This window comes from Algoriphagus halophilus (assembly GCF_041729275.1).
Classification (GTDB): Bacteria; Bacteroidota; Bacteroidia; order Cytophagales; family Cyclobacteriaceae; genus Algoriphagus; species Algoriphagus halophilus_A.
In genome coordinates this window covers 3,445,589-3,467,740 of the sequence record NZ_CP146486.1, presented here as the reverse complement: position 1 = coordinate 3,467,740, position 22,152 = coordinate 3,445,589, and the positions used below count along the sequence as shown (strand labels likewise).

The following is a 22,152-nucleotide window of genomic DNA, read 5'->3' as shown; positions in this document are numbered from 1 at the left end:
ATTGCTTTGTAAGCTATAGAAATTCCGGTAGGAGTACATCCTACCGGATATTGAATATTAAAATTATGCGTATTTAGGAGCCAACTCAGATGCTGCTTTGGCAAGAATCTTACCAGCACCATCAATGTCACCTTTTTTGATCAAATCAAGAGCCTCAGGATAAGAAGCATCAAGAAGCACGTAGAATTCTTTTTCAAATGCTCTTGCCTTCTCTACTGGCACTGAATCCATTAATCCTCTTGTAGAAGCATAGATAATTGCTACTTGATGCGCTACAGATACTGGAGAGTATTGAGGCTGCTTCAAGATCTCTTGGTTTCTTCTACCTCTCTCAATGGTTCTTTTGGTAGTAGCATCTAGATCAGAACCGAACTTAGCAAATGCTTCCAATTCACGGAACTGAGCTTGATCCAACTTCAAAGTACCAGAAACCTTCTTCATAGACTTGATCTGAGCATTACCTCCTACTCTAGATACGGAGATACCCACGTTAATTGCAGGACGGATACCAGAGTTGAACAAGTTTGTTTCCAAGAAGATCTGACCATCTGTAATAGAAATTACGTTAGTTGGGATATATGCAGAAACGTCACCAGCTTGAGTCTCAATAATAGGAAGTGCAGTTAATGATCCTCCTCCTTTTACCAAAGGCTTGATTGAATCTGGCAAATCGTTCATTTGAGAAGCGATAGCATCAGACTTATTGATTTTCGCAGCTCTTTCCAGTAATCTTGAGTGAAGGTAGAATACGTCACCTGGATATGCTTCACGTCCTGGAGGTCTTCTCAAAAGTAGAGATACTTCACGGTATGCCACAGCTTGCTTAGACAAGTCATCATAAACCACCAAAGCAGGACGTCCAGTATCACGGAAGAATTCTCCGATTGCAGCACCCGTAAACGGAGCAAAGAATTGCATTGGAGCAGGATCCGAAGCAGGAGCTGCTACAACAACCGTATAAGGAAGCGCTCCGCCTTTTTCAAGAGCAGCTACCACGTTCGCAACAGTAGAAGCTTTCTGACCAATGGCTACATAGATACAGAATACCGCTTCACCTCTGTCATAAAATTCTTTTGGTTCAAAATCGCATCAATAACCACAGCAGTTTTACCTGTCTGACGGTCACCAATTACTAATTCTCTTTGACCTCTACCGATTGGAATCATGGCATCGATAGATTTGATACCTGTTTGAAGAGGTTCAGTTACCGGCTGTCTGTAGATTACACCTGGTGCTTTACGCTCCAAAGGCATGTCATACAACTCTCCAGCAATTGGTCCTTTACCATCGATAGGGTTACCAAGGGTATCCACTACACGACCAAGCATTCCTTCACCTACTTTAATAGAGGCAATTTTCTTGGTTCTTTTTACAGTGTCACCTTCTTTAATTTCTTTGGAATCACCAAAAAGTACGGCACCTACATTGTCCTCTTCCAGGTTAAGCACCATTGCTTTCAGACCATTGTCGAACTCGATCAATTCACCAGCCTGAGCCTTAGAAAGTCCATAGATACGTGCTACACCATCCCCTACTTGAAGGACGGTACCCACTTCTTCAAGTTCCGCTTGAGTTCTTGCTCCTGAAAGCTGTTCTCTCAAGATTGCTGAAACTTCATCTGGTCTTACTTCTGCCATGATATGATAAGATTATGATTTTTGCTTTTGTTTTTAATACTGTTTCTCGTAATGATTTTGGATAAACTGAGATCTCAAATCTCTCAATTTACTACTCAAAGATTCATCAAGCTGACGGTCATTTACTTTCAAAATAAATCCACCGATAAGGTCTGGATTGATTTTTCTACCAGTTGCACGTCAGTCAAGCCGGAGATTTGTTTTACTGCATCCACAAACGCTGCCCTTTGCTCATCGCTAATCGCAGTAGTAGTGGTTACTTCAGCAACCTGAATTGATTTATGAATGTTGTATTGAATCTCAAATTCCTTTGCCACATCCACTAAAATCTCTTCTCTGTTTTTGCGAGAAACGATCTCGAAAAAAGTAGAAGTCATTTTTTGAGTGGACTTTTCAGGGAAAAGAGCCTTTAAAACGTTCAGCTTCTTTTCTGAATTGATTACCGGATTGTTCAACAAAAGCACAAGATCATAATTGCTCTTGGCCATTGCCGTTAATTTTTGAAAATCCGCATGAACCTCCTCCAGCAATCCCTTTTCCAAGGAAAGCTCCAAAATAGATTTGGCATAGCGGGATGCTACTCTATGATTTGACATGGAGGTGGGTTAGTTTAACTTAAGATCTTTCACAAATTCGTCTACAAGCTCTTTTTGAGCTTTGTCTTCAGACAAATTCTTTCTCAATAATTTCTCTGTTACTTCAAGGGTCAAGGTAGCCACTTGAGTTTTTACATCTGCTAAAGCAGCTTTTTTCTCAGTTTCGATAACAGCTTTCGCGTTTTCGATCATTTGAGCTCCCGCTTTTAAAGACTCCTGTTTTGCATCTTCTATCATCTTCGCAGAAGATTCATGAGCCTTTTTCAGAATAGTATCTCTTTCCAATCTAGCTTCAGCAAGAAGTTTTTCATTCTCCGCTTTCAAATTAGCCATTTCAGTCCTTGCCAATTCAGCGGATTTCAAGGCATTGTCAATGCTTGTTTCTCTTTCTTCAAGAGCTGCAAGCATTGGCTTCCAAGCGAACTTGATCAAGATGAACAATAAGGCCAAAAAGCCAATCAATTGCCAAAAAACAAGGCCGGAACTAGGTAAAATAAGATCCATTTTATTTATATAATTTCGTTGTTTTACTAGAAAGAGAGGGACCAGCACGAAGCTGATCCCAATTCATTTGTTCTTAGAAGTCGATACCACCTGCATTCAAAGCAATAAGTAGACATACTACTACTGCAAACAGGGAAACAACTTCAATCAAGGCTGCAATAATCAACATTGCAGTTTGAACCTTACCAGCAGCCTCAGGCTGACGAGCAATAGATTCCATAGCTTGACCACCGATTCTACCGATACCAAGGCCTGCGCCAATCGCAACAATACCTGCACCGATACCAGCTCCCATTAGAGCTAATCCAGCAGTCAACAAGATAGAAGTTAACATAAGAGTTAGATTTATAAATTGAACAAAGAAATTTCTAATTAATGATCGTCATGATGCTCAGCAACAGCAGAGCCAATGTACATCGCAGTAAACAGCGTAAATACATAAGCCTGAATAGTTGCTACCAACAATTCAATCATGTTAATAAAGGTCACCATCAAAGTACTTACTACCCCGATAGAATAAGACTGGAAAATGAAAATCAATGCAATGAAAGCCAAGATCACAATGTGACCTGCAGTAATCGCCACAAAAAGACGAACCATCAATGCAAATGGCTTGGTAAACAAACCTATGATCTCTACGGGCACAATTACCAATAACAATGGAAGAGGAACTCCCGGTGTCATAAATACGTGCTTCCAGTAATCTTTATTTCCGTTTATATTAACCAGTATAAAGGTAAGAACAGCCAAGGTTGCTGTGACAGCAATATTACCTGTCAAGTTTGCTGCACCAGGAAGTAATCCTAATAAGTTACCAACCCATATAAAGAAGAATAAGGTTAATAAGTAAGGCACAAACTTTTTATACTTAGGACCGATAGACTTGTGCGCAATTTCATCACGAACAAATACTACAATCGGCTCTACTAAAGAGGCAGCTCCTTTTGGAGCAGCAGTACCATGCTTTCTGTAATGAGCTGCTGCTGAAAGCACCAACCACAATACGATCGCAATGACCAAAAACATCATTACCACGTTTTTGGTGATCGAAAAGTCGATAAAACTTGCACCATCTACTCTTCCTACATGATCATGTGAATCGATGTAGTATCCTTCATGGGCATACTCTTCTCCAAAAACGTGTGTCTCATGATTCTGAAAATCCGAAGATTTAAAGAATTCTAAACCACGATCAGAAGAATAGACAATTACCGGTAGTGGAAGAGTCACATGTGTATGGCCTATAGTTGCAAAATGCCATTCATGAGAATCCTTGATGTGATGCATGATGAAGCCCGTAGGATCTTCGCCACCTTCTTCAGTTTCGGAACCAGCTGCCATTAAGGGGCCAGACAGGGTCAGCAAAAATGCTGAAAATAAAAGACTTAGTGCCAATAATTTGCGCGTCATCAACTCGTTTTTTGAGGGCTACTTTGAAATCGGGCGCAAGTTAGCTAGAAAGGCATAGATATCAAAAACTAGGAAGAACAAAAAAGAATAAAAAAATTCGATATAAACAAAAGAATATTCTCCGCACCGCTCATCACAACTATAGTGATGTACACCAATGAGGCAATAATCCGGAGGACCATACCCAATAATTTTATTTGAATTAAGCTCTCAGGGGAACTTTTCAATAACAAATTGCTAAGAAATCCTATCAAATAAGACATGATCGCGACAAAACACAAAATCCCCCAAATCTTTTCATGAATCACCTGAGGGAGGGTTTGCTGCACAAGAAAAATGAGCAAAGAAATGATCCCGGTAAACATAAAAAAGCGGACATGAAAGTTCTGAAGCATAACAGTTTTTGAAATTTGCTGCAATTTACCCAAAAAATGAAAATGCTTATTCATCCTGCTTCAGCATATTCCATAGTTGATAAAATGCGATGGCGATCGAAGCAAAGCAACAAAGCAATAACCAAATCGGAAACTTCATCTCACTTTTTGACTGTATCCACCAACCTAAAAAAGTCCCTGCACCGATGATCCCGAATAATTGGAAGGACAAACCTATGTATTTGACAAATACCGGTGTTTTGTTCTCTTTAGAATCTTTTCTAGCTGGTTTTTGGGACTCCATAAATCATTGGATGAGTTTAAAATTAACCAATTATTGTGGCTTAAATAGATCAGTTCCTCCATCAAAAAATATTTGATTGCATAATCCGTTCTATAAGTAAGCCAAAAAGCCTATTTTGGTGTGGAAATTGGGCAAATTGATTCATGATTAAAATTTCGAGGTTGGCATTGGTCTTATTAATTTTTGCCTTTGCCTGCTCTTCTGAGCGAAATACCTTTACAAACCGTACTTTTCATAATTTAACCTCGCATTTTAATGCGTATTACCTCGCTGATGTCAAAATCAAAAATGTAGAAAACTTAGTTAAAAGCAATTATAAGGAGGATTATACCCAAGTCCTGCCTGTCTTTATCCCAATTGACTCCTCCTCTATTCAGGAATCTGCTGACACCTTGCAATCTGCTCGAGAATTGGCTTCTAAAGCAGTGGAATGGCACCGAATCAGTAAATGGGTCGATGATAGCTATTATTTATTAGGCAAGATCGATTATTTACAATCACATTTCGATGATGCCCAAAACACATTCAAATTCGTCAATGTCAATAGTAAAGACAAAGATCTCCGACATAAAACCTTGATTTCACTTTTGAAGCTCTATGTGGATTTGAAAGAATTTGAAAATGCCAATTTCACCATTGATTATTTATCTAAAGAATCTGGAATCAACGACGAAAACAGATATCAACTTTATCGAACACTGGCCTATTATTATGAAACTAGAAATGATGCCAATGGCGTAATCGGAGCCTTAACAAAAGCTTTGGATTATGTAGACGATAATAAAGAAGAATCTCGCATCAACTTTATACTAGCACAACGTTATCAAAAAGCCGGTTTGGATGCGCTGGCTTATGACTTTTACAACAACTCCCAAGATGGAAACCCTCCTTATGAGCGAAGCTTTTGCGCAGCTTTACGCCCAACAAGTAGCGGAGTTGAATGCATCAAAAGACCTTCGAAAGGTGAGACGCTATTATGAAGATTTATATAACGACCCCAAAAACAAAGATCTCAAGGATGTGGTCGTTTATGAAATGGCTCTTTTGAAGAAAAACAAGGAGACACACTCAAGACACTTCAATTATTACATCAGGCAGCCAAAGAGCCTGGAAGTAATCCGCGTCAAAAAGGATATATCTATCAAAAACTTGCTGAAATCAACCTCGATAATTATAAAGATTACAGAGCCACCAAATATTATCTCGATAGTGCATTAACCTATATCAAAGAAACTGACCCAGTTGCAGAACAAATCAATGAACAAAAGGAAACACTGGATCATTATGTTTTTCATCTGGAGAGAATCACATCCAATGATAGTCTGATTAGTTTGGCTCGCTTATCTCCTGAGGAACAAAAGGCCATTGCAGAAAATTTTATAAAAAAGAAGAAGAACGCTTGCTCGCGGAAGCAGCGGCAAAACAGGAGCCTGAAAGCAACAGCATTTTTGACAATCTGCTGGCATTCAATGACCGAGGGTCCGGGTCTACTTTTTACTTTGATAATTCTGTGGCCATGCAACAAGGGACCATCGAATTTTATCGGGTATGGGGAAATAGACCCATTCAAGATAATTGGAGAAGAAGTGCTGCAAGTTTTCAAAGTACTGAGCCTACTATTGCAGCGCCTACTGAGGCCGATTCTACAGGGGTGGATGAAGCTGCAAATCCATTAAATCAGCTACCGGATTTAGAAACTCTTCTCGCACAGATTCCAAGCTCTAAGGAAGATATTTCCAAATTAAATCTTGAGCTGGAAGAATCTTACTTTGAATTGGGCAAGCTACTTTACTTTGAATTAGGAGAAGTAGAATCAAGTATTGAAAATTTAGAAACCTTGGTTAGAGAATACCCTAATTCTAGTAGAAAACCTGAAGCCTATTACTTATTATACTTAGGCCAGAGAGATCGGGGTGGAAATTTCCAACAATACATCGCGAGGCTCAATAATGAATTCCCGGATTCTCAATACACCTACTCGGTAAATAATCCAGAAGCCGCTTCAGGAAATCTCGCCTATTTGGCATCTTCTAAAAATTACGAGTTGGCCTATGATGCCTATTACAAAGGTGACTATAAACAAGCCCGTGCAATTATCGTCAATACCTTAGAAGAATATCCATTAACCCGAAATACGGAACGTATTTTATTGTTGGACATCATGATTACCGGGAAATTGGAAAGCCGCCAGCAATATCGCCAGCGACTGGAAGCATATATCCAAAACTCAAAAGATGAAAATCTGATAGAATTGGCAAGAAATATGCTTAGACCCTTGATGTCTAGTGAAGAACTCGCTTCTCTAAATAAATCAGATAGCACTGCATTAGATTCTGCAAATTTGGCGAATCCCGATTTATCCAATAATGAAGGACTTGAAAACCTACCAGAATCACCTTACAAGGTCAATGAATCGAGTACACATATCTTTGTATTGGTAATGAGTCCAGATGAAATGGAAAATGCAGAAGGTTTGTTAGGAGACTTAGAGGCTTTTCATACTAAGAATTTCCAAAACGCTAGGTTACGAACCGGAAATATGAATATGAATAGTGATCATGCTATTTTTATTATTTCCCCTTTTAGCAATGCGGAAAAAGCAAAAGCGTATTACCAGTTGTTTTTAACGGATTTTAAGTCCAATGAAATCACAGAAGAAATAAAAAATGATTCTTTTGTCATTTCAATTGAAAACTTCCAACAACTGAATAAAACAAAGAATTTAGAAGAATACAGGACTTTCTTTAAGTCAGTTTATAAGTAATTATGAGTAAAAATTCAAAACCTGAATCCTCTGGCTGGGCCAAAAAAATAGTCAAATTCATTTGGCTAGCCTTTGTGGCTGGTTTTTTTGGTTTCATCCTTTTCGTGTGGATGGTGAGCATCAATTTTCTGGGCTTATTCGGAACTTTACCTGATTTCAAAGCGCTTGAAAATCCAGAAAGTGAATTAGCATCCGAGCTTTATTCCTCAGATGGAGTATTATTAGGGACCTATTTCAGAGAAAATAGAAGTCCTGTCACCTATGAGGAGCTTTCTCCGAATTTGGTTCATGCCTTAATTTCTACTGAAGATGTAAGGTTTGAAGACCATTCTGGGATTGACATGATCGCTATGATGCGAGTATTTGTCAAATCCATCTTACTTGGACAAGATGCAGGTGGGGGTTCAACATTGAGTCAGCAAACTGCCAAAAACCTGTTTAAGACTAGAACTGATGCCTCTCAAGGCACCTTAAGTTCTGTGCCTGGGCTAAGAATGTTGATCATCAAGACCAAAGAATGGATTGTAGCCACTCAATTGGAAAGAGCTTACACAAAAAACGAGATTCTTACACTTTATTTAAATACATCTGAGTTTGGATCGAATGCCTATGGTATCAAAACGGCATCCAAAACTTTCTTTAATAAAAGCCCTGACGAATTGGATGTACAGGAAGCAGCTGTTTTAGTCGGGTTGTTTAAAGCACCTACCTATTATAGCCCGGTTTACAATCCTGAAAATTCCTTAAGAAGGAGAAATACGGTTTTGTACCAGATGGTTAAAAATGACAAGTTGACCGAAGCAGAATTTGATTCCCTTTCCCAATTACCGATCGAATTGGATTATAATGTGGCCAACCAAAACAAAGGATTGGCAACCTACTTTAGGGAAATTGTCAAAGCAGATTTGATCAGATGGGCAAAAGAAAACTTGAAATCTGATGGCACCTCCTATGATTTATATGGGGATGGATTAAAAATTTATACCACCATTGATAGTAGAATGCAACGATATGCTGAAGAGGCAGTGGCCGAACACATGGCAACACTTCAAAAAGCATTTTATAAGGAAATGGGAAATAGAGACCCTTGGGTTGACGGAGACAATCGAGTAATTCCAAACTTCATTGAGGACGCAGTCAAAAGAACTGAAGCTTACAGACTGTTGAAAATCAGATATGGAAATGACACTGATTCCATTGATTTAAAACTCAATGAAAAGAAGAAAATGACAGTTTTCTCCTGGGAGAAGGGAGAAATCGATACGCTCATGAGTACCATGGATTCATTGAGATATTATAAGAAATTCCTTCAGACTGGGTTTATGAGTATGGACCCCCATACCGGTCAAATCAAAGCCTGGGTAGGTGGAATGGATCATAAATATTTCAAATTTGACCATGTTAAAAGAGGAAAGAGACAACCAGGATCAACATTCAAACCATTTGTTTATGCCGCAGCAATAGAAAATGGATACAGTCCATGCTATTCGGTAATAGACCAGCCGGTGGAAGTATTTATTCCTGGGCAACCTACATGGAGCCCTGACAATGCTGATGGAAAATTCACTTATGAAAAAATGACGATTCGCAAGGCGATGGCCCAATCGGTCAATTCTGTTACAGCCTATATGATGAAAAAGCTGAGTCCTAAAATTGTGGTAGAAACTGCAAGAAGATTAGGAGTTACCAGTGACTTGGAAGAAGTACCGGCCTTAGCATTAGGTGTTAATGACGTAAGTATTTATGAGATGGTAGGGGCTTTCGGAACCTTCGTAAATAGAGGAGAACATACGACACCTTTTTATATAGATCGAATTGAGGATAAAAATGGCAATGTCATTCAGCAGTTCACTGCCAAAAAACGTCCTGCAATGAGTGAAGAGCATGCCTATTTGATGACTTATATGCTCAGAGGAGGATTTGAAGAGGATCGTGGAACCAGTCAGGGAGTACCTTGGGAACTACGTGAAGGCAATGAATTGGGAGGAAAAACTGGAACCACACAAAATGCCTCTGACGGTTGGTATATAGGAATCAGCAAAGATTTAGTCTCTGGAACCTGGGTTGGTGGAGATGACAGAGCCATACACTTTAGAAGTTGGATTGCAGGACAAGGAGGTAGAACTGCCCGACCTATTTGGGTGAAATACATGGAGAAAGTATATGCTGACAAAAGTTTAGGCTATACCAAAGGTCCATTCCCAAGACCTGAAAGACCATTAAGTATTGAAATTGATTGTGATGTTTATGAAAAAGAAAGTCAGCGATTCGCAGACTTTGATTACGATGTGAAAAAGAATGATTTCTAATTTCAACAAACACTAGCTAGAAAAACAGCCTAAATCCAAGGCTGTTTTTTAATTTTAGGACATGCAGGCATCTTCTTATACACCCGAAGAACATTTATCACTCCCTGATCAACCGGGAGTTTATCGGTATTTCAATTCGGAAAACGAATTGATTTACGTAGGTAAAGCGAAAAGTTTAAAAAAACGGGTCTCCAGCTATTTCAATAAAAATTCAGGGGTGAATCTCAAAACCAAAAGAATGGTTCGGGAAATCAAAAGAATTGAGATTACGATTGTAAACAGTGAGTTTGATGCACTTTTACTAGAAAATAACCTGATCAAAAAAACTCAACCGAAGTACAACATCTTACTTAGGGATGACAAGACTTATCCCTACCTGCTACTCCCCAATGAGAATTTTCCTAGAATCTTTCAGACAAGAAGGATGATTCCTAAAAAAGGCACTTATTATGGCCCTTTTGCGAGTGTAAAGGCCATGAACAATGTGCTTGATTTGATACGTGAGTTATTCACCATTCGAACCTGCAATCTGGATTTATCTCCTTACAAAATCGCTGAGGGGAAGTATAAAGTTTGTTTGGAATACCATATTGGGAATTGTCAAGGACCATGTGTGGGACTTCAAAAAGAACCAGATTATTTGAAAGATTTGGAGCATGCCAAACATATTCTTAAGGGGAATTTAGGGATTGCCAAATCCTATTTTAAAAATGAAATGCAGCATTATGCTGAAAACTTGGAATTTGAAAAAGCACATAAAACCAAGGAAAAGTTAGACCTACTAGAAAAATATCAAGCCAAATCACTGGTTGCTAACCCTAGTATTTCCAATTTGGATGTATGTACGATAGTCTCGGATGAAAAAGCTGCGTATGTAAACTACCTGCGGGTAAAAAATGGAGCCATGAACGTCTCCAAAAACGTAGAACTGAAAAAACGTCTGGATGAAAATGAGGAGCAACTCCTCATTACAGCCCTTGTACGACTTCAGGATCAATTTCAAAGTGATGCCAACGAAGTCTTAATCAATATTGAATTAGAAGAGCCCATTGAAGGATTAAACTTGATCTTACCTAAAATTGGAGATAAGAAAAAGTTGGTAGAGCTTTCATTGAAAAATGCACTTTATTATAAGAAGGAGAAAGCCTTATTAAAAGGGCTTAATGAGGATAAAAAAGATAGGGTCATTAAACAGTTACAACAGGACTTAAGTCTTCCTGAAATCCCTGATCACATTGAATGTTTTGACAACTCTAACATCCAAGGGACTAATCCAGTTGCCAGCATGGTTTGTTTCCTTCATGGAAAGCCTGCAATAAAAGAATACAGACATTACCACATCAAGACAGTTGTAGGGGCAAATGATTTCGCAAGTATGAAAGAGATCGTCACGAGGAGGTATAAGCGCTTATTAGAGGAAAATAAGCCCATGCCTAAGTTGGTAGTCATTGATGGGGGAAAAGGCCAGCTATCCTCGGCTGTGGAAGCCCTGCAAGAACTCGGCGTTTACGGAAAGATGCCAATTATAGGGATCGCAAAGAGGTTGGAAGAAATTTATTTCCCGGGAGACTCCTACCCCATTCACATTGATAAAAAGTCGGAGAGTTTAAGACTATTGCAGAGGATTAGAGATGAAGCACACCGTTTTGCTATTACATTTCATAGAAAGGTCAGAAGTAAGAACGCATTTGGAACTCAATTGACTGCCATTCCGGGAATTGGGGAAAATACTGCCAACAAACTCCTTTCCCATTTTAAATCAGTCAAAAAAATCAGTGAAGCTACCCAAGAAGAAATAGCCTCTGTAATTGGGGCCAGTAAGGCTCAAAACTTATTCGATTGGATAGCAAAAAATAAAGGGGCTTAAAAGCCCCTTTTTTTTTTACCACTCCCAAAGAGTGTTTTCGTATTCTAAGAGTTTATACTCAAACTCAAGTGAGTTGATATAAGCCTGTACTTCAGGGTTAGGACTATCCGCATCCACTAAGTCGGCTATCAATGCTTCATCCGGATTTGTAAATCTTCTAACGACAGATCTGAATAATCTGGATTCAAAGGCCTCGTCATAAGTCAAGCTTTTTGATAAGTTCTTGAAATTGATCCATCTAGCTTCTGGATGATCTTTGAAGTAATTATAGAAATCTTTGTACCTAATGTAAGCGATTGTCTTTTGACCTGCATTTGAATTAGTCTGAGATGGCATTACCAACTCTAAGTACTTGATGTCAAAAACCATGTCAGAATGATGCTTATCAAATACAAAATCCTCTTTGAAATCCAAATAATATAATTGCTTGACAAAGATGCTATCACCAGTCGCATTTAACCAGAAGTTATCCTGGAATTCAGCGATGGACAAAGGTTGGGTAAAATCTTCATCTGTAAAAACTTCTAGCGCATTTTCATCCACTACTGCCTTGTAGATATAATTGATAATCCCATTCTTTTTTGCATCACCTGATCCATATAGAGCAAGATTATACTTTTCTCTAAGATCAATTCTTCTCCAAACCGCAATTTGATACATTTTATCATCCTCACGAATTCTTTTCGCAGAGAAGATGGTATCCATATCAAAGGTCCGATCACCATACCCGGATGGAGTCACACTAGTTGCAATTTGAGCTTCACTTGCCAAAGGGGCAATTGCTGCTGCAAAAAGCAAGGATAAGATCAATTTTGGAAGGAAATTTTTCATAATTATTTTATCTGGATTCGTAGGGAATTCTTACTTCACTCCGATACGAATAACTTTATTCAACGTAGAAGGAATTTTATTTCCTCTAAAATTAGTCCTAGTTACTTGAGTAACCACGATTACAATGTCATCACCAGCTCTAGCACTTTCCATCAACTGTCTCATGGCAATGCTATTTCCATTGGCAATTTGAGTGGTTTGTCGAGGCACATCATTTCTAAGTAATCTTACTTCTCCGCCAGTTACTTCAAAGTTAGCATCCTTAGCCATGGTTCTACCGAAAGTGGCTTCAGGTTTTGCCAACACTTTCAGACCGGTCAAAGAGCTGATTGTTTGAGCTTGACTTACATCCAATTCAGATCCATTAGATGCTGCTGGAACTAAAGAAGGTTCTGGAACTGGTTTAATATCATACGTTACATCTCCAATTTTATTGCCTCCTGAGCTTACTCCAATGGTTACTTTTCCAGAAGCTCCTGGAATGACAGTTAATTGACCTGGAGTATTTCCTTTAATAGACTGGCCATTTGTAAGGCTGAAGTCTGGAGAATAGGTATTACCTAAAGCAGGAACTTCAATCAATAATTCATTCGCACAATCTGCATAAAGTTGCTGAACTACCTCAGAAGAAACTTTAATTACAGGCTGAGCAACGTAGTATTCATATTCCACAGGAAGAACTTTATCTTCTCCACCAACATTGGTCACGATTTCGCCTTTCAAAACTCTTTTAGCAAGTCCTCTGTCGTCGTACTGAGACGCTGGGGTCACTGTGAAATCAATTTTACCAAATCCATTTTCAACAGGTACCGAACGACCATCTAAAGTCATTTGAGGAGCTGCTGCAGATGAACTGGAAGCGATAAACATATCACCTTCAAATTTGGTGCCTGCTGCTACTACATTGGATGTCGCTGCAATTCTGGCTTCGACAATATCTGCTTTGAAGTAGAATGTACCAATTGAACTTGTGATTTGAGCCAAAGCTTCACTTTCAATATTCAAAACTTCATTTTGATATTGGGAAATCAATGCCATCACGGCTCCCACTGGGGATTTCACAAAATTCAATGCAACAAAGTCCTTATTTCTTACTTCCCTATCATTCGCAAAAAGGGGAATTTCACCTGCATCCTTTGCAATTGGTTGGAAAGACATATCAATTCCTATTCCACTTAAAATTTGGGAAATTTGAGTTGGATACTCATTCAATCTTCCCTTCATTTCATCACCTTTGCCATTGTTGGCAAACATGTTTCCTGGAATTTCAGTATTCTTCAAACTTGAACTCACGAAGTTTCCTTCTTCATTCTTCGCATTTGATTGAGTAATCAATTGTTGCTTTAGTTCTTCTAAATAAGAAAAGATTTCTTTGGTAGCCTCTCGTACTTCTTTAGCTGCTGCTACTTTCGGAACATCTTTTTCATTATTCCCTTGCTGTTCTACGGTGGACTCGATAGAATTTACGGTAAACTCATTCTTAGAAATATAATTTCTAGAAGTTCGCTCCATACCGTCATTAAGCAATACAAATTTCTGGAGAATCTGGTTACTTACCTGGAGGGCCAATAAGGCCGTCAATACCAGGTACATCATCCCGATCATCCGCTGTCTAGGTGTCTCTTTAGCTCCTGCCATCTTTGTTGTTTTTCTATTCTAGATGATTGAGTATAATTAACCTTTCATAGCGGATAACATTCCACCATAGATTTTATTCAATGAACTTACATTTTGATTTAATTTTGCCAATTCATTTTTGAAGGCTTCGGTTTCTTTTCCAGCTTCTGTCAAGCCTTCCATTGCTGCAGTCATGTTAGAATAAAATTTATTTAATGTCTTCACATGACTATTGGCATCTTGTAATTCCATTTCATACACCGCATTCAAAGCAGAAAGGTTTTTGGTTACTGTTTGAACTTGAGTATGATATTCTTTAGCATCCTGAGAAGCAGAAGACATTTCTGTCAAAGCTGCAGCAGTTTTACTATAAGAAGCGTTCATGTCTACCAAAGTTTTTGCGGCAGATTTTACATTTGTTGCATATTCATTGGTTGCTACAGCGGCATCAGACAGATTGCCCATTTTCTCTGCAGAAGTAGCAAGATTTTGCATTCCTTTTCCAAGGCTTTCAATTAATTCTGGACCTACTTTGGCATTGGCTAACATTTCATCTAATTTCTGAGCTACGTTATCACCAGATGCTGCTGAGGATTTTTTATTACCTGGAGCACCGCCAGCTAATTCAGGATAAACTTTAGACCAGTCAACTTCTTCTTGACGAGGTTCAAAAGCAGAAAGAAAGAAGATCGCAGCCTCAGTTGTAAGACCAATTGTGATCATCAAGTTACCTCCAGCCCAATCCAAAATTTTGAACATCGCTCCGAGAATAACTATTGACGCACCGATACCATAGATTTTTGGCATGATGCTGCCGTAAAATTTTGACTTAAATGAATTGCTGTTGCTAGCCATGAGTAATTTTGTAATTAAGGTGTTAGGTTTTTAATCGTGGAATTATTTTATGTGTTTGGTATTATCTCTTTCTTCTTCTTGATGATTTTACGTCCATGGAACCAGATCGACCAATAAAGGTCATTACTGTTCTAAAACCAATGTGTGCTTGTGCCACATCTTCATATTCATAGGTTCTAGTACTAGTTTCCAAATAATGCGCAATATCTTTCCAGCTTCCGCCTCTAACAATCTTTCTAGGCTCACTAGGAATATCATAAACTGGGTTCAAATCCCAAGTTATGGCACTGGAAGTAGCTGCGTAGGCATCTAACACCCATTCCGCAACGTTTCCTGACATATTATATAGGCCGAAACCATTAGGAGCAAAAACGTCTACTGGAGCAGTATATGGGAAACCATCATCAATGTAGTTACCTCTTCCTGGTTTGAAGTTAGCCATTAAACATCCTCTCTTGTTCTTTAGATAAGGACCACCCCAAGGGTATTTAGCTACATCTTTACCACCTTTGGCCGCATATTCCCATTCTGCTTCTGATGGCAACCTGAACGGTGTTAGATCATATTCAGATTCATCATTAGCTCTCATGTGATAAGTTCTCCACTCACAATATTGCTTGGCTTGATCCCAAGAAATCCCAACTACTGGATAGTTGTCAAATGCAGGGTGATCAAAATAGAATTCCATCAAGGGATCTCCATAATGGTAAGAAAAACTGGTGGACCAAACTGTAGTATCGGGTTTTAACTCATCCAAATTAAAAGTTGGCGGCTCCTTTAAGGTAGTAGGAGTACCTGTTTCCAATTGACCGCTTTTAACAGCTTCCAAGAACTGGCGGTACTTATTATTGGACACCTCGTATTTATCCATAAAAAATTCCGAGATGGTAATCTGCTTATTCATCGAAGATTGAGTATAGGCAATATCTTCATCAGATTGTCCCATCCAAAATGTTCCCGCTTTAATCGGAACCATATCATATGGAAGGTTTTGTTGCCAACTTTCCCTTTTAGGAACTCCGGTTACTTCTCCTCTTCTATTAGCCTTTTCGCTGGCAGATCCTTTCTTATTAAAAAGACCGCAGCCAGGTAATAGTGTCGCTACTGCCAATCCTAATGTGATCGGTAATAAACGAAAATTCATTTTTTTATACATAAATGACGTTTTTGAGTTCATCAAATTAGTGCCCAATATACTATAGTCTCAAGCTTCGAAATTTAGCTGAATTTGGCTCAATAATGCAAATAACCTGCCAAATTTTCCAGCTACGGTTTAGTCAGGTTTAAGTTTCAATTTTCCTGCCTTTTTTAGGAAATTTCTCAATCTAGTATTCTAGAATCTAAATCGTGGAGTTCTTTGAATAACCCTTTCTACTTGTCTACTTACATCAGACAAAGTATATCTGAGCATTAACTCATGACTAGTAGGAGCTTTTGCTTCTACTCCACCCACCACTAAATCAAAAGCATAACCCAATTTTAAGGAATTATCCTTTAAAATACTGTAACCAAGGATAAAAGAAATGGATTCTTGCCCTCTAAAGGCCAATCCACCACTTATTTTATTTTGGTGTGTAGCAATAACGCTTACATCATAGGAAAAATTATTAAAAGAAACTGTCTTTAATAAAAAACTAGGTTCAATCGCTAATTGTCCTATTGGTCTGAATCTATAACCAAACAATAAATAAGAATGATTTTTCAATTGATTTGCATAGGATCCATCTCCAAAATCAAAGTTAGGTTCATTTATATGTCGACTGCTTAAGCCTACATAATAATCTCCTCTATCGAATAGAACCCCGGCTCCAATATTGAAATTCATCTGGCTTTCTTTACCCGAAGTAGGCAAATTCGGCTCTGGATTCACCACAATCAATTCACCATAATCCAAGGAGCTGGAAAACATCCCAAATGAAACTCCTACACTGATATTAGATCTATTTATCTTTTTGTGATAAGCTCCCTGAAGGTTGACTTCCAAATTTGAACTCGCTCCAATATTATCATTGACAATGTTTAATCCATAGCCAATGTTTTTGGAATCTAATCTGCCTTGTGCAGTTAGCAATTGGCTGACAGGCGCTCCTTGCTGACCAGAAGAAGTACGGTAGTTTGCCCATTGAGATCGATGGAGTGCAGAAAATCTAAACCCTCCATCCTTTCCTGCAAAGGCAGGATTGTAATACATCCCATTGTACATGTATTGTGTAAACTGGGCATCCTGCTGAGCAAGCGCCGGAGATACTCCGGCATAGATGGCGATTAAAACAAGACTACTTAAAAAGTACTTCCAATGGCCGCTATGAATCATTTGAGCGTGGTTTTTTCGAATCTGAAAACTATTGTAATGATTTAAACTGAAAAACCACAGAAATTGATTCTAAGATTTACAAATTATTCGCCTTTTTGATATAAAGCTCCAAAGCTCCAGTCATACTTGGCGCATTTGGAAGCGGTGCTTCAATGTCCAAAATCAAATCCAGATCCCTTACCGCTTTCGCTGTAGTTGGACCAAAGGCTGCAATTCTTGTCTTACCTTGAACAAAATCAGGGAAGTTCACTTTTAAGGATTTTATTCCAGACGGACTGAAAAACGCCAAAATATCATACTTCACATCTGCCAAATCAGATAAATCTGCAGCAAGCGTATGATAAATAATTGCTTCAGTAAACGCTATCCCATTCTTTTCCATGTATTCAGGAATTACATCTTTTCTGATGTCGGAGCATGGGAACAAATACTTTTCAGATTTATGCTTTTTAAAGTAATCAAATAAATCTTCTGCGGTCTTTTGACCTACGAATAATTTGCGCTTACGGATTACAATATACTTTTGAAGATAATGAGCAGTCTGATCAGAAATGCAGAAATATTTCATTTCTGCCGGCATTTCGATCTTAAAGTCTTTACATATAGCAAAGAAATGATCTATCGCATTCCTGCTAGTAAAAATAACGGCAGTATGCTTTAAGATATCAATCTTTTGTTTTCTAAACTCTTTGGGTGGAACGGGCTCCACCTTAATAAATTGTCTGAAATCAATCTTTAAATTATACTTCTCTGCCAACTGAACATAAGGAGAATTTTCGCCCGCTGGTTTTGGTTGAGAAACAAGGATACTTTTTACTGGTCTTAACCTGTCTTTGCTTACTGCACTCATGCTGTTTATTATGCTTTGATCATCCAAATCTTACTGACCTAAAACCATGACCCATTTAGCCATGATTAAAAAAGGCACTAATTCTGCGATGCAAAGGTAAGTAAATAAATGATATTTCTTAAAGCTAAGTCTATTCATCATTATTATAAAAAGACCGAACACACCTATAATATAAACCCAGAAAAACACTGACAATGAGATGCCTATCGCCTCTTTTGCAGAAGAAAATTCGTTCACTAAAAAAAATGCAATTATTAAGACAAATCCAGTAATTCCTAACACCACAAGTCTTAATAGATAAAAGAAATGAGCAAACTCTAATCTTCTTAAATCAAATAAATAGGCAACTATCCTAATTCCAATAAACTTTAGAATGGTAATGATGAAAAATCCAATTGCCCCAAGGCCCCATAAAATCAATAAAGATTGAAAGTCAATTCCTATCCAGGTTTCCAACCATACTTGTCTATAAAATACCAACCCAATTACCGCAACCAAGGAAGTCATCAAATTGACCAGAAGCAGGTAAAACAATACATCAGAAGAAAAGAATTTTTGAAGACTACCTGAGTCGGAAAAATCCTCAGCAGTCAATAAGGATTCAGGGCGAATAATGGATGAAAATAAATAAGGATAGGCCACCTTATACACTGCCAAAATCAATAAAATGATCAAAACGGCTACAAAATAAAAGTCTCTTAAGTCTTGACGGTCAAATCTTCTGATCTCTCCCACTTGTTCGTTTACCATGTCCATGCCCTCGGCATTCGCTGTAGGCTGCAAGATTTTTTGATTTTGGCATCTCCGATCTCAATTCCTTTTTTGAAAACTGTCAATTCCAGATCGTTTTGATCAAATTCATTGGCCAGTTCAACAATAGGTTTTGAAAAAGTAGTATCCCCATCGGCATAGATCCATAATTTTTCTCCAATAAATACGACCGATTTTTCAGGAAATGAAAATGAGATATTAGCCAACGGAAAGGTGCTCAAATCCAGCTGGACAACCAACCGGTCATTTGGGCGGATCCATGTTTCATCTTTCCCTTTTTCCCAGGAAGAACTGTAATCCTGCAAAACCTGAGCAGATGTTGAGGATACACCCAATAGCAGCCAAAAAACTATTAACAGAAATACGTTTTGCTTCATACTCAGAACCTGGCCAGATAACCAAAGTGAATCTTGGAATAAGAGAAAGACAAAGGTTGCAAATTAGATTTACCTAATCCATAAATAAATCTAAAAACTCCATTGCCAGTCTCTAAATTTATGCCAGCCCCAAATGAAACAGGGAAATCATTCTCCTTTTCCAGATTGGGTTTTTTAAAAATCCAACATCCGTAAATATCATTAGGTAGGAATCCTCTCCAAAAAAAGGCGTTGTTCCATATTGAGATAGCCATAATTTTTTGCATAAAAGAAATTTTCATTGAAGCCTCTTATGCTTTTGAGCCCTCCTAATCTGAAAAGGTCATTTATGAAAAGGCTTTTGTTTCTGACAAATCCTGAACTACCTCGAAACCACATCCCCCAACTTTTTTTGATATACAAATGTTTTTCTAACTGTATGGTAGCAACAAGCTGTGGTGTATTCAAATCAATATTTTGATAAGCTTCCTCTGGAATCCCGGTATTTTGAATGATCCTTTTATTCCCTGCAGCAAACTCAGCCTGAAACCATATCCCCCTTCTTGGAGAAAAAGGCGGTCCAAACCATTATAATCAACTCCTATACCGTATACATTCCAACGGAAATCTGCCAAATCTGGCAATTCCTCCACATCTTGGTAGGATACCGTTGAAATCAAATCACTGGCCTGCCGTTTTGTAAAAAATTGAATGGTAGACTTATTGGAAATTTGATAATCAAATTCTAACCCAAAATACCGGTTTAAAAAGGTGCTGTCTTGTTTTAGTAGATTAAAAGCCAAAGAAATGTGAAGGGGTGAATTAAACAGAAAAGACTCTCTTGCACTTAGGTTCAGAGATTGGGTCTCTTTATTCATCCGCTGCCAGTGAACCGCAATATTCCTTCCTTTTCCTCCCAAATGGTAAAGTTCGAGATCCAATTGACCTGTGACCAACACTTTTCCAGGTTCATTCTCATTGGGTAGCAATCCTATCACCCCATCCATCACGTTGACATTCCTGTCTCTTAGATAAAATATGGGGCTTGCTTTTTGAGTCCCTAAAAGCAAGTAAAAGCAGGGGATTAGGAAAGTTCAAAATAAGGAGATCTGGAAAGCACCTGACTAGCATTCTCAAACTCTTCTTGTGAAAAAACCTCCAACAGGAATTCTAGTCAAATTCTGAAGGTATTTAGCTTTGGTTTTTGTGGAACCAAGCACCTGAACCGTATCCCAGCGTATCAATGGACCCGAATCTAAATTTGTACTAGCATAGATAATTTCGCCTTCCCGCCTCAAACTATCCAATTTCAGGGAAGCAAAAGGATATCCTTTATTTTCTAACTCTCTTAAAATAGTTTTGCTCCATTGATTCCAAGCAATAAAACCGGAACCTGGAAGCCCATATTCCTTTACCAACTCTTCAGGAAGATTTCCTTTTCCTATTTCTTTCAATATAAATTTATCCCCCAGATTCAATTGGGCCGATATAGAATCAATCCTTTGAGTAGAAAAATCCCAGTATGCGGACAAATACCCCTTTGAAAAAAAATCCGCCAATATTGAGTCTAATTCTTGTTCCCTTTCCAACTCATTCGGAAATTCTTTCCAATTTTGGCGATAAGAGGAATCAGAACTCTCCCATTTCAACCACAACTTGGTTTGACCCCAAGAAATCGTCGAGATCAATAGCATCAGGCTAAACATAAAAAAAAAGGTCTTTTTCAAGGAGAAAAGGGATTGAATACATTCACAAAATAAGAGAAATACCTTGGCTGGCATCTACATTCATATTCCATTTTGCAAACAGGCATGTCATTATTGTGACTTCCATTTCAGCACAAATCTGAGCAGAATGGAAGAAATGGTCAGCAAAATAAACCGAGAACTGATCCTAAGAAAAAATTACCTGAAAAATTCAGCCATTGAGACGGTATATTTTGGAGGAGGCACCCCCTCCCTCCTAGAAAAAGGGATGATAGACTCCCTACTCAATACGATCCAAAAACACTTTTCTTGCGATTGGAAAGAGATTACACTAGAAGCCAATCCTGATGACTTAAGTTCGGAAAACTTGAAAGGATGGAAGGACCTTGGCATTGATCGCTTGAGTCTGGGGATTCAAAGTTTCAATCAAGAAGTACTACATTTTTACAACCGGGCTCATACAGCAGAAGAATCCCGACTTGCAATTGGTAAAGCCAGAGAGATGGGGTTCCAAAAGTTCAGCATGGATTTGATTTATGGGTACCCATACCCAAATCATTCAATTTGGGAGTCCGACTTACAAGAGGCAATAAAATTGATCCTGGACATATTTCCAGTTATGCCCTTACAGTAGAAGCCAAAACAGCCTTAGGAAAATGGGAAAAAGAAGGGAAATTCACTGAGGCTGATGAAAATTTTGTTGCCGAGCAATTCGAAATGCTGCAAGAGCAAACCGAAAAATCGGGCTTCATTCAATATGAGATCTCTAATTTTGGCAAATCTGGCCAATTTGCTTTACACAACACCAATTATTGGAAAGGCATTCCATATTTAGGGGTAGGACCTAGTGCACATTCATTTGATGGTACCCATAGAGGAGCAAACCCTAGAAATAATGCGAAGTACATTAATACATTGGATCAAGACATATCCCCTTTGAGTCTGAATTATTGAGCAAGGAAGATGTACTTAACGAATACCTATTGACTGGCCTCCGAACCATATGGGGTATTAATTTTGAAAAATCCAACAGGAGTTTCAAATAGACCTAGTGTATGAGAAAAGAGAAATTTTAGAAAAAATGAAT

Annotated in this window: 20 protein-coding genes and 2 pseudogenes; 6 read left to right on the top strand and 16 right to left on the bottom strand. The window is 38.4% G+C overall.

Annotated features, from left to right (window positions below):
* Positions 1-63: 63 nt before the first annotated feature.
* The 6 genes and pseudogenes from atpA to V8V91_RS18525 form a co-directional block, all read right to left on the bottom strand.
* Positions 64-1,637 (bottom strand): annotated as a pseudogene (atpA, locus tag V8V91_RS18550) (F0F1 ATP synthase subunit alpha).
* Between the two features lie 33 nt (positions 1,638-1,670).
* Positions 1,671-2,233, bottom strand: a pseudogene (gene atpH, locus V8V91_RS18545) (ATP synthase F1 subunit delta).
* Between the two features lie 9 nt (positions 2,234-2,242).
* Complete coding sequence (locus tag V8V91_RS18540; RefSeq protein ID WP_373396720.1) at positions 2,243-2,737, bottom strand: F0F1 ATP synthase subunit B; 495 nt, start codon at positions 2,735-2,737, stop codon at positions 2,243-2,245.
* 73 nt (positions 2,738-2,810) lie between these two features.
* The gene (atpE, locus tag V8V91_RS18535; protein ID WP_074226718.1) at positions 2,811-3,071 is read right to left on the bottom strand and encodes an ATP synthase F0 subunit C; all 261 of its coding nucleotides are present in this window, start codon (positions 3,069-3,071) and stop codon (positions 2,811-2,813) included.
* Positions 3,072-3,109: 38 nt separating this feature from the next.
* On the bottom strand, positions 3,110-4,147 hold the full coding sequence (atpB, locus tag V8V91_RS18530; protein ID WP_373396719.1) for a F0F1 ATP synthase subunit A: 1,038 nt from the start codon (positions 4,145-4,147) through the stop codon (positions 3,110-3,112).
* 441 nt (positions 4,148-4,588) lie between these two features.
* Entirely contained in the window at positions 4,589-4,825 is a 237-nt protein-coding gene (locus V8V91_RS18525) for an AtpZ/AtpI family protein (RefSeq protein WP_373396718.1), read from the bottom strand.
* Positions 4,826-4,968: 143 nt separating this feature from the next.
* On the opposite strand from V8V91_RS18525, the gene V8V91_RS18520 reads away from it, so the two are divergent.
* The 4 genes from V8V91_RS18520 (at position 4,969) to uvrC (ending at position 11,765) form a co-directional block, all read left to right on the top strand.
* Positions 4,969-5,805, top strand: a complete 837-nt coding sequence (locus tag V8V91_RS18520; RefSeq protein ID WP_373396717.1) for a tetratricopeptide repeat protein — start codon at positions 4,969-4,971, stop codon at positions 5,803-5,805.
* Positions 5,806-6,224: 419 nt separating this feature from the next.
* Entirely contained in the window at positions 6,225-7,589 is a 1,365-nt protein-coding gene (locus V8V91_RS18515) for a tetratricopeptide repeat protein (protein ID WP_373396716.1), read from the top strand.
* 2 nt (positions 7,590-7,591) lie between these two features.
* Positions 7,592-9,898, top strand: a complete 2,307-nt coding sequence (locus V8V91_RS18510) for a penicillin-binding protein 1A (RefSeq protein WP_373396715.1) — start codon at positions 7,592-7,594, stop codon at positions 9,896-9,898.
* A gap of 61 nt (positions 9,899-9,959) precedes the next feature.
* Positions 9,960-11,765 carry an excinuclease ABC subunit UvrC gene (gene uvrC, locus V8V91_RS18505; RefSeq protein ID WP_373396714.1) on the top strand — a complete coding sequence of 602 codons (1,806 nt, stop codon included), beginning with the start codon at positions 9,960-9,962 and terminating at the stop codon, positions 11,763-11,765.
* Between the two features lie 15 nt (positions 11,766-11,780).
* Here uvrC and gldN read toward each other — a convergent pair whose 3' ends face one another.
* From gldN to V8V91_RS18455, 10 genes are all read right to left on the bottom strand, one after another.
* Positions 11,781-12,596, bottom strand: coding sequence for a gliding motility protein GldN (gene gldN / locus V8V91_RS18500; protein WP_373396713.1), 816 nt, complete (start codon positions 12,594-12,596; stop codon positions 11,781-11,783).
* Between the two features lie 30 nt (positions 12,597-12,626).
* Positions 12,627-14,234: a gliding motility protein GldM gene (gene gldM / locus V8V91_RS18495; RefSeq protein ID WP_373396712.1), complete on the bottom strand. Its 1,608-nt coding sequence runs from the start codon at positions 14,232-14,234 to the stop codon at positions 12,627-12,629.
* Positions 14,235-14,270: 36 nt separating this feature from the next.
* On the bottom strand, positions 14,271-15,020 hold the full coding sequence (gldL, locus tag V8V91_RS18490) for a gliding motility protein GldL (protein WP_373396711.1): 750 nt from the start codon (positions 15,018-15,020) through the stop codon (positions 14,271-14,273).
* 109 nt (positions 15,021-15,129) lie between these two features.
* Positions 15,130-16,224 carry a gliding motility lipoprotein GldK gene (gene gldK / locus V8V91_RS18485; protein WP_074226709.1) on the bottom strand — a complete coding sequence of 365 codons (1,095 nt, stop codon included), beginning with the start codon at positions 16,222-16,224 and terminating at the stop codon, positions 15,130-15,132.
* A gap of 177 nt (positions 16,225-16,401) precedes the next feature.
* Positions 16,402-17,382: a type IX secretion system membrane protein PorP/SprF gene (locus V8V91_RS18480; protein WP_373396710.1), complete on the bottom strand. Its 981-nt coding sequence runs from the start codon at positions 17,380-17,382 to the stop codon at positions 16,402-16,404.
* A gap of 76 nt (positions 17,383-17,458) precedes the next feature.
* Entirely contained in the window at positions 17,459-18,232 is a 774-nt protein-coding gene (locus tag V8V91_RS18475) for a uroporphyrinogen-III synthase (RefSeq protein ID WP_373396709.1), read from the bottom strand.
* A 30-nt stretch (positions 18,233-18,262) separates the two neighbouring features.
* On the bottom strand, positions 18,263-19,015 hold the full coding sequence (locus tag V8V91_RS18470) for a DUF4271 domain-containing protein (RefSeq protein WP_373396708.1): 753 nt from the start codon (positions 19,013-19,015) through the stop codon (positions 18,263-18,265).
* Positions 18,976-19,380: a hypothetical protein gene (locus V8V91_RS18465; RefSeq protein ID WP_373396707.1), complete on the bottom strand. Its 405-nt coding sequence runs from the start codon at positions 19,378-19,380 to the stop codon at positions 18,976-18,978. The genes V8V91_RS18470 and V8V91_RS18465 overlap by 40 nt, the downstream gene beginning before the upstream one ends.
* Before the next feature lie 443 nt (positions 19,381-19,823).
* Entirely contained in the window at positions 19,824-20,429 is a 606-nt protein-coding gene (locus V8V91_RS18460) for a hypothetical protein (RefSeq protein ID WP_373396706.1), read from the bottom strand.
* A gap of 63 nt (positions 20,430-20,492) precedes the next feature.
* Positions 20,493-21,086, bottom strand: coding sequence for a hypothetical protein (locus V8V91_RS18455; RefSeq protein WP_373396705.1), 594 nt, complete (start codon positions 21,084-21,086; stop codon positions 20,493-20,495).
* 43 nt (positions 21,087-21,129) lie between these two features.
* Here V8V91_RS18455 and V8V91_RS18450 point away from each other — a divergent pair, with 43 nt between their 5' ends.
* The gene (locus V8V91_RS18450; protein WP_373396704.1) at positions 21,130-21,699 is read left to right on the top strand and encodes a coproporphyrinogen-III oxidase family protein; all 570 of its coding nucleotides are present in this window, start codon (positions 21,130-21,132) and stop codon (positions 21,697-21,699) included.
* A complete protein-coding gene (locus V8V91_RS18445) occupies positions 21,630-22,019 on the top strand; it encodes a hypothetical protein (RefSeq protein ID WP_373396703.1) in 390 nt (129 codons plus the stop codon). Before V8V91_RS18450 ends, V8V91_RS18445 begins: the two co-directional genes overlap by 70 nt.
* Positions 22,020-22,152: the final 133 nt, after the last annotated feature.